This is a genomic window from Simiaoa sp. (genome assembly GCF_051972595.1).
GTDB classification, from domain to species: Bacteria; Bacillota; Clostridia; order Lachnospirales; family Lachnospiraceae; genus Acetatifactor; species Acetatifactor hominis.
In genome coordinates this window covers 46432-65437 of record NZ_JBOKRY010000012.1, presented here as the reverse complement: position 1 = coordinate 65437, position 19006 = coordinate 46432, and the positions used below count along the sequence as shown (strand labels likewise).

Below are 19006 nucleotides of genomic sequence, written 5' to 3'. Positions count from 1 at the left end.
TTCTTCAATTAGATTAATTATTTAACAAGCATGTTATTTTTTTAGCGAAGTACCATTACCGCATTCCCCGTCTTCTTCCCGTAAGATACGGATTCCGTGAGCCACTGTATCCAGTACTGCCTCCAGGCATTCCTTCACTGCTTTCGGACTTCCCGGCAGATTTACGATCAACGTCCGGTTACGGATGACACTGGCAGCTCTGCTTAACATCGCCCTTGGAGTGATCTGCAGGCTGTAATAGCGCATTGCCTCTGCGATTCCCGGTGCATTTCTGGTAGCTGCCCGCATGGTGGCTTCCGGGGTATTATCTCTGGGAGAAAAGCCGGTTCCTCCGGTAGTGAATACCACATCCACATCTTCTTCATCCGCAAGCCTTACCATTTCCCGGTATAAACCTTCCGCATCGTCAGACAGTACCACCTGGCTTACCACTTCATACCCCTGTTTTTCTATGATCCTGCGGATAGCGGGACCACTCTCATCTTCCCGCTCTCCTTTACTCCCTTTGTCACTGGCAGTAATGATTCCTGCGCGGAGTTTCCTGGTACTGATCAGTTTTAAGCTATCACCGACATCGATTCTGCCGCCATGCAGTACCCTGGCGAACACACCTTCTCTGGGCATGATGCAATCCCCCACCATATGGAAGATCTCGCATTCCGAATGGCATTTTTTCCCTATCTGCGTGATCTCTAACACCACATCATTACATTTGAAAATACTTCCCACCGGGTAAGATTTAAAATCATATCCTTTCACCAGCAGATTTTCACCAAAAGCACCATCTGCCACATCTGCGCCTCTTGCGCGGAATTTTTCCACTTCTTCCCAGGATAACAGGCTCACCTGCCTGTGCCAGTTGCCCGCATGGGCATCCTTCTCCAGTCCCCAGTCTTCTATAAAGTTACAGCTTCCGATATTTTGCTTGGCTGTTCCTTTTTTCTCACTGATACATACTGCTGCTACTTCTCCTGCCATAACTGTCAACCTTTCTGTCCCGCCCGGTCCGTTTTTGCCTGCCCGCGCCGGTCATGTTTTGTATCTATCCGCCGATCTGTACCATTTTCCGCTGTTCTTCCACACCGTCCGGCAGTTCTTCGCCTGCTGTCCTCTCCCGGAAATGATGTTCTGACGGTTTCTCCTTCAGGGCGTTTATGATATGCCTTCCAATTTCCTCATCGTTTGCTCCGCCCCGAAGCAGCGGCTTAAGCTCCAGTCCCCTGTCATAATGCAGACAAAGCTTCAATCTTCCCTCGCAGGTCAGGCGGATTCTGTTACATTCCCTGCAGAACTTGTGGGAAATCGGACTGATGAATCCGATCCTGCCGGAAAATCCCGGAAACTGATAATATTCTGCCGGGCCGTCCGTTCTACGACCGGAATTGTCGGCCGGATTACTCGTTTCTCTGGCAAAATTTTCTGTCAACCGGCCAGTTTCTATATTCACTTTCCCCGGAATTGCGATTGCCTTTCCAAAGTGCTGCTCCAGTCTGCGTAAAATCTCTTTCGAGGGAATTCCGGTGTATTCTTTTCCACAGCCTATGGGCATCAGCTCGATAAACCGGACATCCACGGGTCTGTCTTCAGCCAACATAGCAATCCCTTCCAGGTCGTCTCCATTCATCTCCACGCAGGGAACACAGTTGATCTTCACCCTAAGCTGCTGCTCCAGCGCTGCATCGATCGCACAGAGCACACTGTCCACACCTGCTGTGCGATCTGCCCGGTCACAGCCGGTGATGCAGCGAAAACGTTCCGGATCCAGCGTGTCCAGGCTGATGTTCACTGCCGTAAGTCCCGCTTCGCGATAGACTTTTGCCTGCGGTGCGAACAGCGTCCCATTGGTAGTCATGGCAATCTCCCGGATTCCGCACAGCCCGTGGATCTGCTCCACCAGCCACGGCAGATTTTTCCGTACCATGGGTTCCCCACCGGTCAGCCGCACCTTCCGAATTCCCAGTTGTTCCATGATCCTCACCAGCCTGAAGATTTCTTCCAGCGTCAGTATCTCCTCATGGGCTAACGGCGTGATCCCATGCGGTGGCATGCAGTATCTGCACCGGAGATTACACTTGTCCGTCACCGATATCCTCAAATAATCAATTTCTCTTCCCAGACCGTCCTGCATTATGTACTCCTTTTATTTTTCCAGCCATATGATCTGTTTCGGCGGCATTTTCAGATACAGTGTTTCTGCATTTTTCAGCTTCTGCCATTCCTCCTTCGGCAATTCATAGGTCAGCACCTCTGACGCATGTTCCCCTGTCCGGTTACCGTTACAAAACAGTACCACTGTGGAAAAGGTATCCTCGATCACCCGCAGGATATGACACTTCAGCACATTCGTTTCCTCCATTGCCGGAACGACCTGAAAATAGTGTGCCCGGAATGCCGCATATTTGTAGTTTCCTTCCTCAGGCGGCGCAGCCAGGCGCATTCCCCAGTCTGTTGCTGCATACCTGCCATCAGGCTCTGTCCGAAGCTCCGATACATTTTTGCATCCGGTCAGAAACGTTGCCGCCAGAGAGGACGGATTCTGAAAAAGCTCCTCTTTCGGCTGCACATCCAGGATCTGTCCGTTTTCCATGACTGCGATGCGGTCCGTCATACGATAGGCCTCGTTCCGGTCATGGGATACGAACAGGACTGTCTTCCCATACGCTTCCATGACCTTCATCAGTTCCCGCTCCAACTGCATCTTCAGGTAGTTGTCCAGTGCTGTAAAGGGCTCATCTAACATCAGTATCTCCGGTTCCCCTGCCAACATTCTTGCCATGGCGGTACGCTGCTTCTGTCCACCGGACAACTGCGCCGGGTACAGCTGCTCCTTGCCTTCCAGGAAAAAACGTTTCACATATTCCGATGCTTTCTTCCTGTCACCTGCGCCGCACATGATATTCTGCAGCACCGTCATATTCGGGAAGAGGGCATAATCCTGAAATAAATAGCCTACTCTCCTCTTCTGTACCGGCAGATGGATCCGTTTCTCCGAATCAAAAAACACTTTATCATCCAGCCGGATCACGCCGCGGTCCGGCTTTTCGATTCCTGCAATGCATTTAAGTGTCATACTCTTGCCGCAGCCGGAAGCACCTAACAGACCCAGTACTTCTTTTTGTGCGGTAAACTTTACTTTCAGTAGAAAGTCACCACATTTTTTCTCAATATCCACATACAAAGCCATTATCTCTTCCCACCGCCTCTCCTCTCCTGATAACCCATCCAGTAATTCATCAGGAAAATGGTGAAAAAGGATATTCCCATGATAATAGCTACCCAGTAATAGGCAAGACTGCGGTCACCGCTCTGCACTGCCGTGTAGATTGCCACCGACATGGTCTGTGTCCTTCCGGGAATATTTCCGGCTAACATGATCGTCGCACCGAATTCCCCCATAGCCCTGGCGAATGCCAGAATCGTGGCAGCCGCCACCCCGGGCCATGCCGCCGGCAGCTGAATCCTGAAAAAAATCTTTGCCTCCGACATTCCCAGCGTCCTTGCAGCATAAATCAGATTCACATCCACCTGCTCCAGGGCGCCGCGGGCTGTCCGGTACATAATGGGAAAAGATACCACCACTGCCGCGATCACCGCCCCCTGCCAGGTGAACAGCACACTGATTCCCATTTTTAAGAGCAGCCCGCCTAACAGACTGTTTTTCCCGAAAATGATCAGCAGGAAAAATCCGACTACCGTAGGAGGTAATACCATCGGCAGAGAGAAAATGCCGTCAATCAGTGCCTTGCCCGATCTTAAGGAGATGACCAGCCTGGCAGAAAGCAGACCTAAGAAAAACGTAAACACCGTCGCACATACCGCGACCTTCAGGGAGATCCATAAGGGTGAAAAATCCATTTCTGCTCCTATTCTGCCGCAGAGAATCCGTAGCTTTCAAATTTCTGCATGGTATGATCGGTCTGCAGATAGGCAAGGAACTCTGCTGCCACATCTGCGTGTTCACTTGCCTTCACGATTCCCACCGGATAGATCACCTGTTTACAGGAGCCCGCGGGAGCCTCACAGACGATCTTGATGTTCTCGCCCACATAAGCATCCGTTGCATATACCACGCCACAGTCCACTGCACCGGTTTCTACCCAGGAGAGTACCGTGCGGACATCGGAGCCGTAGTTTGCTTTTGTCTTTACCGTATCCCAAATTCCCAGAGAGGTGAAAATCTCCTCGGAGTACTGACCTACCGGCACACTGCCCGGCTCTCCCAGACCGATCATGCCGACTTTATCTGTTGCCACATCTTCGAAAGAGGTAATGTCTTTATCCCTGCCTTCCGGAACGATCAGAACTACCTTATTTTCCAACAGCTTCACAATAGAATCCGAATCCATCAGTCCCTCATCGTTCAAAGCTGTCATCTGTTTGGTAGCTGCGGAGAAAAACAGATCTGCCGGAGCGCCTTCCTCGATCTGTGTCTGTAAGGCACCGGATGCTCCATAAGAAAAGTTCAGTGTCACATTTGGGTGTGCTGCTTCATACTCTGTCTTGATCTCGTTGCATACATCCGTCAGGGAAGCTGCCGCTAAAATGGTCAGTTCCACAGCTTCACCGTTCTCCGTATCCTGCGCCATGCTGCCTGTTTCCACATCTGCCTGAGCATTTGTTTCGGAAGCAGCCGCCCCGGTATCTGCTGCATTCTTCGTTTCAGATTCACATCCTGCAAGCAGCATTGCTGCCAGGATCGTTGTCATTACTACTGTCATTTTTTTATTATATTTTTTCAAATTCTGTTCTTTGAAAATGTCCGCTCTTGCCACCCATCTTTTCCTCCAGATGGATCTCTCCCATTTCCATGCCGCGGTCCATTGCCTTGCACATATCATAGATGGTAAGCAGTGCCACATTCACCCCGGTCAGTGCCTCCATCTCCACGCCGGTACGTCCGGATAATTTTGCTGTACAGAAACACCGTATCGTACAGGTCTCCTCTTCCATAGCAAAATCTATGGTGACCTTTGTCAGCATCAGTGGATGACACAAAGGGATCAGTTCCCAGGTCCGTTTGGCCGCCATGATCCCTGCGATCCGCGCAGTTCCCAGAACATCTCCTTTTTTCGCCGTACCGCCCTTCACCGCATCAAATACTTCACGGCTCACCCGGATACAGCCGCTTGCCGTAGCACATCTCTCTGTAATATCCTTGTCTGTTACATCTACCATGATGGCGTTTCCCTGCGCATCAAAATGAGTAAAGCCTGACATTTTTGTTTCCTTTCTGTTGTTTACTGTTTCCCAAAGCCGCAATTGGGGAAGTGACATACTTCACAATTCAGGCACAATCCGCCCTCTCCGTAGCTGTCCAGATCAGCTTTCGTTAATCGTTCTCCTGCCAGTACTCTCGGCAGTACCAGGTCAAATACCGTGCGTCCCGCATACATCACGCAGCCCGGCAGTCCCAGCACCGGAATCTCTCCCAGATAAGATAACAGGAACATGGCTCCGGGAAGCACCGGTGCCCCATAAGACACAATATCCGCTCCCGTAGCTTTGATCGCTCCCGGTGTCCTGTCGTCCGGGTCCACGCTCATACCGCCGGTACACAGCACCATGTCTGCGTCCTGACGGACAAACTTAAGAATCGCTGCCGAAATATCTTCCTGACAGTCATCCAGGATCACCTGTCCCATCACTTCCGTATCATATGCCGCAAGCTTTGCCCGGATAGCAGGTCCAAAAGCATCCTGTATCCTGCCTTTAAATACTTCACTGCCGGTGGTGACGATCCCCACCTTTTTATGGGACATGGGCAGGATCTTAAGAAGCGGTTCCCCACCGGCTGCTTCCTTTGCCCGGTTCATTTTTTCCTCTTCGATCACCAGTGGGATAATGCGCGTGGCCGCCAGCCTGTCTCCGGCTTTCACCGGAAAATTGCCGTGAATGGTGGCGATCATCATCTCTCCCAGTCCGTTCACCGCACGTAATTTTTCGGAATTGATCTTGAGCAATCCGTCTGCTGCTGCCCGGATCTCGATCTTGCCTTCCTTCGGTTCACTGGCAGTCATATTGTCATTGATGCACAGATCCCGTAAAATTACCGCTGCCTCGTCCTCATGCAGGATACCTTCCTTTTTTTCCCACACATAGAGATGTTCCTTACCCACAGATAACAATACGGGAATATCCTCTTTCGTGATAATATGTCCCTTACGGAACACGGCATCCTTCACCACTCCCGGAATGATCTGGGTAATATCATGGCACAGCACCTGTCCCACTGCATCTTCTGTTCTGATCAGTTTCATCGTAATCTCCATTTCCGGGATACCCTTCCCCGGAAGACCTTACGATTCTGTCACTACTCTCCCAGGCATACCAAAGTATCCTAAAATACAAGTATAAATACCTGCTATGTCATTTATGTCATACACAGGACAGTTCACCGCATCCTGCATCACCACATCTGTTGCAACCGCGATCAGATGCTCTGTGGCACATACCGTATGCTCCGACACCGCTCTCCGTACCACTTCAACCTTCGGATACGTGGAATCCTTCAATCCCTCCAGGATCAGAACATCCACATCCCCGCAGGCAGCTATCATATCCTCCGCGGTCACTTTTCCCTTACGGTTCATAGAGGACTGCGTGTCGGAATAAATAGCACTGATTTGGGCTCCTGCTTCCGTAAAACGATACGTGTCCGTTCCTTCCTGATCCATGGCGTACTCATGCCCGTCGTGTTTGATCACACCTACGCGGTATCCGGCCCGGATGAACTCGTTGATCAGCTTAATGATCAGTCCGGTCTTGCCGCTGTCTTTGATGCCGCTGACGCAGAAGATAAGCGGCAGGCTTAAACTTTCGAATTCTTCTCTGGTATTGATATTGCGCAGCTGCTTTTTATCAAAACAGCTACTTTCCAAACGGATGTATTTGGTCCGCGCCCTGCGCAGGATCTGCATCAGGCGATACTGCCCCTGTTCGATCAGTTCTTCTATCACCGGCAGTATTTTTTTCGAATAAATGGCACACAGCGGATGAATATGATCCTCATCCACCATGCAATAGCAGTCATAGTCCGAGGAAATAAATTCTGCCATATACCGCACCAGATCTCCCGTGATAAAGGGCATATCCCCGGCACAGACAAACACATAATCGCAGGATGTGTGGATCAGGACTTGCCGGATTCCTTCCATAGGTCCGATTTCGCGATGCTCATCACAGACAATGGGAAGCCCCAGATCCTCATATTCTCCGGGCATGGCAGCAGAAATACAGGGTTTCTCATCAAACCCCTGCAGTTCCTCACAGATCCTGTCTAAGAATCTGCGGTTCTGATATTCCATTAAGACCTTGTTCTGTCCCATCCGGCTGCTTCTGCCGCCGGCGAGGACCGCTGTACCAAGGGTAAATTTATGCATGTCCTGCATTTTTAGTCTTCCTCCCGTGCAAGCACGTCGAAACGTTTTTCCTTGTAGTTGCCTGTAATGATACCATAAGGATTGCTCCGTGCAAGCACTCCCGCAATCCTTAACGCTATTCGCATATCGTATAGCTTTCGCTATACTTTTATGCTCATATCGTTCAGGTCACCAAGGCAAATAGTTTCTCCCGTGCAAGCACGTCGAAACGTTTTTCCTTGTAGTTGCCTGTAATGATACCATAAGGATTGCTCCGTGCAAGCACTCCCGCAATCCTTAACGCTATTCGCATATCGTATAGCTTTCGCTATACTTTTATGCTCATATCGTTCAGGTCACTAAGGCAAATCGTTTCTCCCGTGCAAGCACGTCGAAACGATTTGTCTTGTGACCTTTGTTTCATTTAAAGTATTGGATCTTCACTTCATCTCCGGGGTGCAGTTCCCGCCCCGGTTCTATATCTATAAAGCAATTACAGTCTCTCATGTTGGAAAGCACCGAAGACGCATGTACTGCTGTGGGCAGTGTCACTCTGCCTTCCTCCGCATATGCCCGGACAAAACGTCTGAGCTTATTCACCTTCGGATAAGGGTCCGAAAGCACCGCGTACGTTCTTCGCACTTTCAAGGATGCATCCTGTGTCAAATACGCTGCCAGTTCCCAAAAATAATACTCAAAATTGGCATACGCCGCATAAGGATTTCCCGACAGGCTTAAGATGGCTTTACCATCCAGGACACTGCCGATCGTCGGAGTTCCCGGCTGGATGTTGGCGTGGGAAAATATTTTTTTCGCTCCCAGTTCTTCCAGCACTTCCGGCAGCAGATCCTTTTTCCCCACAGACACCCCACCGGTAGTGATCACAATATCCGCCACGTCCAATGCCTTCTTTAACTGTTTTTTTAATATCTCTTTATCATCTCCGCAGATTTCCGTGAAAGGCACCTGTATTCCCTGTCTTTCCATGGAAGCCCGCAGCATATAAGCGATACTGTTATATATTTTTCCAGGTAAAAGTGGCGTTCCCGGTGCCATCAGTTCCGAACCTGTGGATAGAATACTACTCTTTATCCGCTCACAGACCGGCACCTTGTGAATGCCGAGACTTGCCAGAAGACCCATATGGAGTGCACGCAGATGTATCCCCCGTGCAAGGATCTGTTCACCCTCACGGATATCCTCTCCTACACAGCAATAATTTGTTCCCGCTGTAACACTACGGTAGATCTGTACCTGTTTTTCGCCATAATCGGTATCTTCCTGTCTAATGACCGCATCGTATCCTTCCGGCACATAAGAACCGGTCATCACGCGTACTGCGCATCCTCCTCTACAGGGAATCTCTGCGCAATCTCCGGCAAATAATTCTCCCACGACCTGTAAAGTAACCGGATGTTCTCTGTCCGCACCCAGCGTATCCTCTGCCCGTAGGGCATAACCGTCCATGGCAGACTTCGGATAGGGAGGAATCATCATCTGCGCCACAATATCCTCACCGAGGATCCGGTCACAGGAATCCGTAAGTGCCACATATTCTGTTTTTTCTATGGGCTTTACCTCTGCCAGTAATGCCTCCAGACATTCTTCCAATTCTTTCATGTGCGACTCCTCTCACTGTGTTTCCTTCCGTGCTATTCCGTCGGAATGAAGCAGTCCCCCCTGTCCGTTCTCAGAGTTACTTTCTTGCATCATGATAAATCTCCATCCGATCCGGCCAGGCTCTGCAGATCAGATTCAGATGGTACTTCTTGGCAAGTTCTATCGCCTGATCCGTAGGTACTGCCTTGGACGTCAGCACCGGAATCCCGGCAGCGATCACTTTCTGTACCATATCCGTTGGAACCCGCCCCGTAGTAAACAAAATGCACTCCGACAGATCCAGCTGTTTCAAAAGTGCATAACCGATACATTTATCCAATGCGTTATGTCTTCCGATATCTTCCATGCTGCATACGCATTTGTCTCTTACTCCGAGATAACAGCTGTGGGTTCCTCCGGTCTGTCTGTGCAGCTTACTGTCTCCGGCGAATTCTCCCGCCAGGGCAAATACCCACGCATTCTGCCATTCTGTCCCGGGTAATTCCCGTAACTGTCTTTTCCCGTTTTTTCCCAGAAAAGTAAGATTCCCGATGCAGCAGGAAGCCTCTCTGTCTGTCGATATCTGTCTGTCGCTTCCCCGTAAATTTTCCTGTAAAAATACTCTCGCACTTCTACCGCTCTCGCAGATCGTAATGCTCTCCACATCCCGGATGCTTTCAATCCAGCCTTCCGTGAAAAGTCTCCCCAGTATCAGCTCCGGCAGATGCGTGGCTGTGCAGGTCAGACGGAATGTCAGTTGCTCGTCCACATAGACATCCAGGAAATGTTCACAGACAATCTCTCTGCTTCTGCCCCTTTCCTGCTTCCCACAGTTCCCGGGACCGTCCGGCTCCACTGCGGTGTAAGTCTGTGAGACTGCATTATGTAGTTGTTCCATACGGTCATTGATCTGCATTTATCGTTCTCTTTCCATCATTCAAAGTAACATTTCTATGTAAGCACTTACATTTTACATCAAACTCCGGCTCATCGCAAGCAAAAAAAATGCGTGCAGAGATGATCCACACGCATTTTTTGATTATCCTGTTTTAAACAATTCCAAGCCTTCTGTCAGCGATTACTCGATCACATGGATCCAGCCCTTAGGAGCTTCGATCCTGCCCATCTGGATACCGGTCAGAGTCTCATACAGTTTCTTGGTGACAGGTCCCATCTCGGTCATGCCGCTGGGCAGGCAGATCTCTTTGCCGTGGTCAACGATCTTACCAACAGGGGAGATAACTGCTGCGGTACCGCACAGACCAGCCTCTGCGAAGTCTTTTACTTCATCCAGGTATACTTCTCTCTCTTCTACTTCCAGTCCCAGATATTCCTTGGCAACATATACCAGAGAACGACGGGTGATGGAAGGAAGGATACTGTCGGACTTGGGAGTTACGACCTTGTTGTCCTTGGTAACGAACAGGAAGTTCGCACCGCCGGTCTCCTCTACCTTGGTACGGGTAGCAGCATCCAGGTACATATTCTCATCGTAGCCTTCCTTGTGAGCGGATACGATAGCATGTAAGCTCATAGCGTAGTTCAGACCAGCCTTGATGTGACCGGTTCCGTGAGGTGCCGCACGGTCAAAGTCGGTGACACGGATGGTCAGAGGCTTAACGCCGCCCTTGAAGTAAGGTCCCACAGGGGTGCACAGGATACGGAACTGATACTCATCCGCAGGCTTTACACCGATGACAGGGTTGCTGCCGAACATATAAGGACGAATGTACAGAGTTGCACCGCTGCCGTAAGGAGGCACGAAAGCATCGTTTGCCTTAACAGTCTCGGTAATAGCTTCCACGAAACGCTCCTTGGGGAAAATGGGCATCTCCAGTCTTGCTGCGGAAGACTCCAGACGTTCACCGTTTAAGTCAGGACGGAAGGTTACGATATGTCCGTCTTCTGTGGTGTAGGCCTTCAAACCCTCGAATACGGTCTGTGCATACTGCAGTACACCTGCGCACTCATTTAATACGATGTTGGGGTCCTGGGTCAGCTGACCGTCATCCCATTTGCCGTCCTTGTAATTGGACACATATCTGTAATCCGTAGGGATATAACCGAAACCGATGTTACCCCAGTCAATGTTCTTCTTTTCCATTTTGTATTCCTTCTTTCCTCGGTTTACCACTCTGCCTGTTGATTTCTCTTAACAGAATTTATTGATTTTCATTATTATACCATTTGTAATAAAAGTCAATATACACATTTATGCTTTCCAGTGCTTTTTTCAGCGAAAATGTGGCTCATTTCTCCTTTTAGCTGAAAACTCAAATTAAATTCACTACAATTATTTTTCTCCGGTAGCTTCCTGATATGCACTGTTCGCTACCACTGACCATCCGGTCTTATCCCCCGCAATGACCTGCAGATCTTCACTGCGGACCGCATAAAACTCCACGATCTGTGCTGCCTCTGTGGACAGATTCTCTTCCGGATTCCGGTACAGCACGAAAATCTCACATTTTCCGTTCTGCGAGGTACGATTGTAGACCAGCGTGTATGCCGCCTGCTCCTGTTCTCCCAGCTGCAGATAGAAATTGCCTTTGGCATTGTAGCAGACTTCGAAGGAAAAGCCCTGTTGTTGCAGCACAGCATCATATACTGCCTGTGCGTAAGGCTCTAAGGGATCCTGTACATCTTCCGCGGTTTCCGTCTCCGACGCATAGTATTCCGCAAGCCACTGTTCTTCCATCGCCTGCTTTGCTACCGTTTCTGCATCCTCCGGGTGGGTATTTTCTTCCTTGTCCATCAATTCCGTCAGATAAGTAATGTAATCCTCACCGGCAAGCTCCGTCTCTCTCCGAAACAGCACGCCCTCTGGGCGCCAGTAGGAATACCAGTGCCTGTCCGGGAACTCCATCTCTTCCACACTGATCAGATTCTCTGTGAGCCGCGTCTCCGAAGGGATGTCATTTTCAAACCAAATCCAGGCAATTCCGGCAAACGTGACGATCAGGCACAGCACTGCCCACAAAGCAATGCCGATATCCTCCAGCCACTCCCATTTCCCGGGAGTTCCCCACTTGTCCCGTATTTTCCGGTGCAGCCTGATGGGTACTCTCAGATATACATAAAACAGGAGAAGCAGCAGACACAGCAGATCCCCCAGTAACAACACATAACTGCGAAAACTTACGGGACCACCCCACAGAATCATTCTGGCTGCCACATATATTCCTGCCAGAGTAAGCAGTAAAACCGTAACTGCCAAATATATCTTCTTTTTCATCGTTTTCCGCACTCAGGCTTTCTTGCGCTCGTACTTTAAGAACTGATAGGTAATGTCAAAATAGACCTGCTCGTCACTGTCCGCGGTGATCTCCCACTCGGGATCGCTGTCCAGATCCGGGAAATAGGCATCCGCCTCGTAGGCATGGTCAATCTTCGTCACATGGGCCACGTCACAGTAAGGCAGCATCTGGCGGTAAATACTCTCTCCGCCGATGATATAGATATTCTCTTCGTCATATTTCTTCAGTTCTTCCAGCAATTCTTCAATAGAGTGTACCACGATCGCATCCTTGACCTGATAATTCGGATCTTTGGACAAAATAATGTTGATGCGGTTCTTTAAAGGCATGCCCTGCGGGAAAGTCTCCAAAGTCTTGCGTCCCAGAACCACTACCTTACCTGTCGTCTCTTCGCGGAAATGCTTGTGATCGTTGGGGATGCGGATCAGCAGTTCGTTCTTGCTGCCGATGGCCCAGTTGTTGTCTACTGCTACAATTAAATTCATGGTGTACCTCGTTTCTGTTTGTTTCTATGATAATAACCGGTTTCTCCGTGCTTCGCACTCACGAAACCGTACTGATATTCGTATTCCGGGCTACCGCCCTACTTACTCATGTCAGATTGCAATCGGAATATCCCTGATCTGCTCCCCTGTCTGGTAGCCTTCAAGCTTTACATCATCCGGTGTGAACTGATAGAAATCCTTGATCTCCGGATTCAGCCAGAACTTCGGTGCCGGGAAAGGCTCTCTGCTGATCAGTTCTTTAATGGCATCCACATGACGGTCATAAATATGTGCATCTGCAATCACATGCACCAGTTCTCCCACATTCATATCACATACCTGTGCCAGCATATGAACCAATACCGCATACTGGACAACATTCCAGTTATTCGCCGCCAGCACATCCTGGGAACGCTGGTTTAAAATGGCATTCAATGTCAGCCTGTCCTCTCCCGACTTCTGCGTCACGTTAAAGGTCATACTATATGCACAGGGATACAGATTCATCTCGTGCAGATCCTGATGCACATAGATATTGGTCATGATCCGACGGCTGAAGGGATTGTTCTTCAGATCGTAGATCACACGGTCCACCTGATCCATCATGCCTTCCTTATACTGATGCTTCACCTGCATCTGATAGCCATATGCCTTACCGATCGAGCCGTTTTCATCTGCCCACTCATCCCAGACGTGGCTGTTTAAATCATGAATGTTGTTGGACTTGCGCTGCCAGATCCACAGCATCTCATCTGTGGCGGATTTTAATGCCGTCCGGCGCAAGGTCAGGATTGGGAACTCCTTTGACAGGTCGTACCGGTTCACCACTCCGAATTTCTTAATGGTGTAGGCAGGAGTGCCGTCCGGCCAGTGGGGGCGCACTTTCTCGCCCTCCGTGCTGGTACCGTTGGTTAAAATGTCATTGCACATATCGATAAAAATATGATCCGCTAAACTCATGTTGTCTCCTTATTCTGATTCTGTCTTCTAAATATATAAACGATTTCTCCGTGCTACGCACTCTCGAAATCGTACCCCCCTTCGTATTCCGGACTATCGTCCTACATACTCAGGGTTGTTTGTGCCTCTCATAGGAAGTATTTCCCGCCTGCAAGCAGTCAGAAATACTTCCTATGGATGCACTTTATATCTCCCACTTGTCGCACAGGGAATTGATCTGGTCCGCGAACTTCGCCATATCCTTGTTAGTCATGACACCCTCGCTCTTCGTAACCAGTGCCAATAAGCGTCTTGCAGAGGCAAGCAGTCGTTCGAATACTCCGGTAGCAGGCTTCGTCTTTTTCTGGACGGCAACAGGTGCTGCCTCATAGGTGAACTTATTGCCTGCCAGGTCGAACTCCGTACCGCTGTAAGGAGCATAGGCTCTCTGTCCGTACTCGATCTTCAGGCACTCGGCAAATCCAGTACATACGCTGTCCTCTCCATGTACCACGAACACCTTCTTCGGCTTTTCTTCAAAGGCCTGAATCCAGTCGATCAGACCTTCCTTATCCGCATGACCGCTCAGTCCCGTCATTTTCCGGATCTCGGCGCGCACTGAAACCGCCTCACCGAACAGCTTCACCTCGTCAGCACCCTCTACCAGTGCCCGGCCCAGTGTTCCCACCGACTGATAGCCGACGAACAGGATCGTACACTCCGGTCTCCATAGATTATGCTTCAGATGATGCCGGATACGTCCTGCATCACACATACCGGATGCGGAGATAATGACCTTGGGTGTCTCGTCAAAGTTGATGGCTTTGGATTCCTCACTGGTGATGGACAGCTTTAATCCCGAAAAAGCAATGGGATTAATGCCCTCTTTTACGAATTCCATAGCCTCCTCATCGAAGCATTCCCACCTGTTCTCCTGGAATACGCCGGTAGCCTCTACCGCCATGGGACTGTCCACATACACCGGGAAATCTTCATGGCCCTTTACCAGGCGTCCTACCTTGATCTTCCGCAGGAAATACAGAATCTCCTGGGTACGGCCCACAGCAAAGGACGGGATCACCACGTTACCGCCCCGGTCTAAAGTCTCCTGCAGCACCTTGGTCAGTTCTGCCACATAATCCAGCTTATCCTTCGGATGCAGTCTGTCTCCATAGGTAGACTCCATCACGACATAATCCGCTTCCTTCGTAGGTGTCGGATCCTTAAGTAACGGCTGGTGCTTGTTGCCGATGTCGCCGGAAAATACGATTTTTTTCGTATTACCGTCCTCCGTCAGCCAGACTTCGATGCTGGCGGAACCCAGCAGATGTCCGATATCCGTAAAACGAATTTTTACTCCCTCGCATACTTCCACGATCGTATTGTAATGGCAGGGAACGAACCGGCGGATCACACCATCTGCATCCTCCATGGTATACAGCGGCTCCACCACAGCATTGTTCGCGGAACGTTTTGCCTTACGATTCTTCCACTCCGCTTCGGCGGTTTGGATATGTGCACAGTCACGCAGCATAATGCTGCACAGATCCGCCGTAGCATCCGTGGTATATATCTGTCCTCTGAAGCCTCTGGCATACAGAAGCGGCAGAAGGCCCGAATGATCCACATGGGCATGGGTCAGGAATACATAATCGATCATGGATTCCGCCACCGGCAGTGGCACATTTTCAAATACATTGATGCCCTGCTCCATACCATAGTCCACTAAAATATGTTTCCCGGCAACCTCCAGATAATGACAGCTTCCGGTTACTTCATGGTCTGCCCCCACAAACACAAGTTTCATAGCTCTACCTCCGTTTTTGTAATATTATTTCAAAGCATTGGCTGTTTCATAGAACTGATAATAAATTCCCTTCTGTTCCATGAGCTGGTCGTGATCGCCTTCCTCCACGATACCATCGTCTGTCAGCACCAGGATTCTATCCGAATTACGGATACTGGAAAGTCTGTGGGCTATGGTCAGGGTCGTGCGTCCCTCCGACAGCTCTCCCAAGGACTTCGCCACCGCAAATTCACTCTCATTATCCAGTGCAGAAGTAGCCTCATCCAGTATGATAATAGGCGGATTCTTTAGAAATACTCTGGCGATGCTGATCCGCTGCTTCTGTCCACCGGACAGCTTCACACCACGTTCTCCCACATAAGTATCATAGCCATCCTTCAGGCCCATGATAAAATCATGTGCTCCGGCGCGCTTTGCTGCCTTGATCACGTCTTCTTTGGAAGCTCCCGGACGTCCATAGGAAATATTTTCATAGATCGTACCGGAGAACAGATATACATCCTGCTGCACGATACCAATATTGCCGCGCAGGCTCTTTAACGTGAAATGCTTGATATCCTGACCATCCAGCAGGATCTTTCCTTCTGAGACATCATAGAATCTGGGGATCAGATTGCACAGTGTCGTCTTTCCTCCACCGGAGGGGCCGACGATCGCCACCTTTTCCCCCGCATGGATCTGCAGGTTCAGATTCGTAAATACCTTGTTGTGATCATCCGGATATTCAAAACTTACTTTTTCAAAAGAGATCTCTCCCTTCGGGTCTTTCAGTTCAACCGCATCCGGCTCGTCAAAGATCTCGATATCCGCATCCACGATCTGTAAAAAACGCTCGATGCCGGTCATACCCCTCTGGAACTGCTCGGCGAATTCGATGATACGACGGATCGTTGCGATCAGTGTGGACACATACAGCATATATGCCACCAGATCACCGGCGGCTATCCTGCCTCTTACCATGAAGATACCGCCTGCCACCAGGACTACCAGATACATCAGTCCGTCGAACAGCTTGACTGTGGTATTAAATGCCGCCATGTAACGGTAGGTCAGCTTCTTAATATCCAGAAAGGTACCGTTGTCCTTCTCGAACTTTTCATTCTCCACTTCTTCATTGGTAAACGCCTTAACGACCTTATGTCCTAAGAGACTGTCCTCGATCCGGGCATTCAGTTCGCCGATCTGGTTGCGCTGCTTACGGAAAGCGCTCCGCATCCGGAAATTCAGGATCATGCACACGCCGCACATAAGCGGTACACATAAAAAGATCATCAAAGTCAGCGGCAGATTGATATTTACCAGAATGACAAAAGAGATCACTGTCTTAATCCCGGCGATGAAAAATTCCTCCGGGCAATGATGGGCGAATTCCGTCACATCGAATAAGTCATTGGTGATCCGTCCCATGATCTGACCGACCTTGGTATTGTTATAGTAGGTATTGGACAGCTTCTGCAAATGATTATACGCATCTCTGCGCATGTCCGTCTCGATCTTCGCTCCCATGACGTGTCCCATATCGGACATATAGTAGCTGGCGATGCAGTCCACGATACGAAGTCCGAAATACAAAATGCCCAGCGTAAATATGGTCTTCACCGACAGGGCAGCCAGATCCCGCAACCCCTCATTGGTAATATAACGCATAATTAACGGCAGTACCAGTTCGCAGACCGTGGTTAACGCTGCACAGAACAGATCCATGCACAGCGTAAAACGATATTTTTTAAAATAAGGTGCAAATCTGCGAAACAGTTCGCGGGTAGTATATTGTTTATTCTCCATTGCTACTAAATTCCTTTTTGATCATTTCTATAAATGTTTCTTATAAATATTTTCCCTCTCCCTGGTAAAAACGAACTTTCCCCTTTTGCTCTTTCTTCTGTTCATACAATGTATTGTCCGCTGCAGACAGGAAATCCCACACCCGGTTTGGTTCCCTCGGAATAGCACAGACACCACCTACAGAAATTGTAAGCCACGGTTCCACTTCGGAATCTTCATTGGGAATTTTACATTCCCGGATACCGGCACACAACAATTTTGCATGTTCCATTGCGTAGGCCAGATCACGCTCCGGCATTACTACCAGAAATTCATCCCCTCCATAACGCGCCACATAGTCCTCCGGGAATATTTTTTTCAACGCATCTGCCACTGCGCAGATTCCTTCATCCCCTTTTCCATGCCCGTACCGGTCGTTTAATTGTTTAAAATAATCAATATCCAAAAATAGAATTCCCAGTTCTTTCTCATTTAATTTGCAAGCTTCAAAGACATCCTCAAGATATCGGTTCAGACTTCTCTTGTTGTACAGCCCTGTCAATTCGTCATGCTCTGACTGATACAGTAATTTATTTCTCTTCTTCGTCTGCTCACGCTGCTCCTCTTCCGCCGCCTGCAGGCGCTTACGCAACTCCAGCATATACATGACCTGATTGCTCTCGATCATTTCGCTGCTTTCCTTGATGTGGAAAAAAGTCTCTGTAGCCTGACGGAATTCCTCTATGGGCATTTGTGCACTACAATAACGCAGACGTAACAACAAAAGCTGCAGCAGCAGACTCCTATTCTGTTCGATTGCCGCCTTGGGCTCCAGGCAGTCCAGTACCTCCTGCAGCAATTCTATATTACCGGTCTTTTCCATATATTGGAGGAGATTCTGAATACTGTCATATTCGGAAGATACCTGACGCATATCTTCCAATGCCATCACAGCCTGTCTTGCATGGTCTGCCGCTTTTTCCCGGTTCCCTTCACTTTCTGCCAGATACGTAAAAAATACATTTGCCGCAAGTCTCGTTCCCCGAATGATCTCCTCGCTTTTTCCGGTTTCTTCCAATTTGCGGCATACATCCATTGCCTCCTGCTTCATATCCAGATGCAGCAGACAACAGCCATACTCTGACAACATTTTCCGGAAATTGATCCGGCTGTAAATGCTGTCATCTCCTGCTTTTTCAAATTCACGGATGCATTCCCTATAACACTGCACAGCTCTGTCATAGACTCCGATAAGATAATATGCATCTGCCATATTACTTAATACAATACTATGTACCATCTTATCATTGTATTTCGCTGTATAATCCAATGCCTTGCCATACTGTTCCATGGCCAGAGACAGATTGTTCTGCATATGTGCCACGATACCGATCATATTATAGACCCTGGCTACGTGAATCTCCTGATCCGTTCCCAGCAGACATCTCACACTTTCGTCCAGATACTTCAGGCACTGTTCCTGATTTCCTGCATCCAGATGATAAAAGGCTGCAAAATAACAGATTCTTCCATGGATTCCCCTATCCCTCTCCTCCGTCACAAAGGACAATGCCTGTTCCAGTGTCTCCCAGGTATATGGGATCCCATCTGCCATCTGTTGGTTTAACCGTTCTGCTGTCTCTAACATCTGCTGTCTGTCTACACTCATATTTGTCCCATCCTGTCAATTCCCCAATGCTTTACTCCTTATCATTGTATTATTTTATACCCCGGTGCGCAAGTTATTTTACGGAATAGATAAAATGTTTCCCTATTCTTTAAAAAAATGTTAGAATG

At 49.1% G+C, this 19006-nt stretch carries 18 protein-coding genes; all 18 read right to left on the bottom strand.

Going from position 1 to position 19006, the window contains the following annotated elements:
- Positions 1–33: 33 nt before the first annotated feature.
- Positions 34–978, bottom strand: coding sequence for a molybdopterin-binding protein (locus ACTRDR_RS06615; RefSeq protein ID WP_440526587.1), 945 nt, complete (start codon positions 976–978; stop codon positions 34–36).
- A 64-nt stretch (positions 979–1042) separates the two neighbouring features.
- The gene (locus tag ACTRDR_RS06610; protein ID WP_440526586.1) at positions 1043–2128 is read right to left on the bottom strand and encodes a GTP 3',8-cyclase MoaA; all 1086 of its coding nucleotides are present in this window, start codon (positions 2126–2128) and stop codon (positions 1043–1045) included.
- A gap of 12 nt (positions 2129–2140) precedes the next feature.
- The gene (locus tag ACTRDR_RS06605) at positions 2141–3184 is read right to left on the bottom strand and encodes a sulfate/molybdate ABC transporter ATP-binding protein (protein WP_440526585.1); all 1044 of its coding nucleotides are present in this window, start codon (positions 3182–3184) and stop codon (positions 2141–2143) included.
- Complete coding sequence (gene modB / locus ACTRDR_RS06600) at positions 3184–3855, bottom strand: molybdate ABC transporter permease subunit (RefSeq protein ID WP_176863077.1); 672 nt, start codon at positions 3853–3855, stop codon at positions 3184–3186. Before modB ends, ACTRDR_RS06605 begins: the two co-directional genes overlap by 1 nt.
- Positions 3856–3863: 8 nt before the next feature.
- Entirely contained in the window at positions 3864–4772 is a 909-nt protein-coding gene (gene modA / locus ACTRDR_RS06595; protein WP_440526584.1) for a molybdate ABC transporter substrate-binding protein, read from the bottom strand.
- Positions 4726–5217, bottom strand: a complete 492-nt coding sequence (moaC, locus tag ACTRDR_RS06590; protein WP_440526583.1) for a cyclic pyranopterin monophosphate synthase MoaC — start codon at positions 5215–5217, stop codon at positions 4726–4728. The genes modA and moaC overlap by 47 nt, the downstream gene beginning before the upstream one ends.
- A gap of 20 nt (positions 5218–5237) precedes the next feature.
- Positions 5238–6257, bottom strand: coding sequence for a molybdopterin-binding protein (locus ACTRDR_RS06585; RefSeq protein ID WP_440526592.1), 1020 nt, complete (start codon positions 6255–6257; stop codon positions 5238–5240).
- A 39-nt stretch (positions 6258–6296) separates the two neighbouring features.
- Positions 6297–7388, bottom strand: coding sequence for a molybdopterin-guanine dinucleotide biosynthesis protein B (mobB, locus tag ACTRDR_RS06580; protein ID WP_440526582.1), 1092 nt, complete (start codon positions 7386–7388; stop codon positions 6297–6299).
- Positions 7389–7542: 154 nt separating this feature from the next.
- Positions 7543–7671 carry a hypothetical protein gene (locus ACTRDR_RS06575; protein WP_440526581.1) on the bottom strand — a complete coding sequence of 43 codons (129 nt, stop codon included), beginning with the start codon at positions 7669–7671 and terminating at the stop codon, positions 7543–7545.
- 107 nt (positions 7672–7778) lie between these two features.
- Positions 7779–8978: a molybdopterin molybdotransferase MoeA gene (locus ACTRDR_RS06570; protein WP_440526580.1), complete on the bottom strand. Its 1200-nt coding sequence runs from the start codon at positions 8976–8978 to the stop codon at positions 7779–7781.
- 76 nt (positions 8979–9054) lie between these two features.
- Entirely contained in the window at positions 9055–9873 is an 819-nt protein-coding gene (gene fdhD, locus ACTRDR_RS06565) for a formate dehydrogenase accessory sulfurtransferase FdhD (RefSeq protein WP_440526579.1), read from the bottom strand.
- A gap of 162 nt (positions 9874–10035) precedes the next feature.
- Positions 10036–11091 (bottom strand): branched-chain amino acid aminotransferase, encoded by a 1056-nt coding sequence (locus tag ACTRDR_RS06560; RefSeq protein ID WP_440526578.1) that lies wholly within the window; start codon positions 11089–11091, stop codon positions 10036–10038.
- Positions 11092–11250: 159 nt separating this feature from the next.
- A complete protein-coding gene (locus tag ACTRDR_RS06555; protein WP_440526577.1) occupies positions 11251–12192 on the bottom strand; it encodes a hypothetical protein in 942 nt (313 codons plus the stop codon).
- Positions 12193–12204: 12 nt separating this feature from the next.
- Positions 12205–12699: a dihydrofolate reductase gene (locus ACTRDR_RS06550; protein ID WP_022153191.1), complete on the bottom strand. Its 495-nt coding sequence runs from the start codon at positions 12697–12699 to the stop codon at positions 12205–12207.
- Between the two features lie 111 nt (positions 12700–12810).
- Positions 12811–13659, bottom strand: coding sequence for a thymidylate synthase (thyA, locus tag ACTRDR_RS06545; protein WP_440526576.1), 849 nt, complete (start codon positions 13657–13659; stop codon positions 12811–12813).
- 184 nt (positions 13660–13843) lie between these two features.
- Complete coding sequence (locus ACTRDR_RS06540) at positions 13844–15445, bottom strand: MBL fold metallo-hydrolase RNA specificity domain-containing protein (RefSeq protein WP_440526575.1); 1602 nt, start codon at positions 15443–15445, stop codon at positions 13844–13846.
- A 24-nt stretch (positions 15446–15469) separates the two neighbouring features.
- Entirely contained in the window at positions 15470–17230 is a 1761-nt protein-coding gene (locus ACTRDR_RS06535) for an ABC transporter ATP-binding protein (protein ID WP_440526574.1), read from the bottom strand.
- 40 nt (positions 17231–17270) lie between these two features.
- Positions 17271–18878: a diguanylate cyclase gene (locus ACTRDR_RS06530; RefSeq protein ID WP_440526573.1), complete on the bottom strand. Its 1608-nt coding sequence runs from the start codon at positions 18876–18878 to the stop codon at positions 17271–17273.
- Positions 18879–19006: the final 128 nt, after the last annotated feature.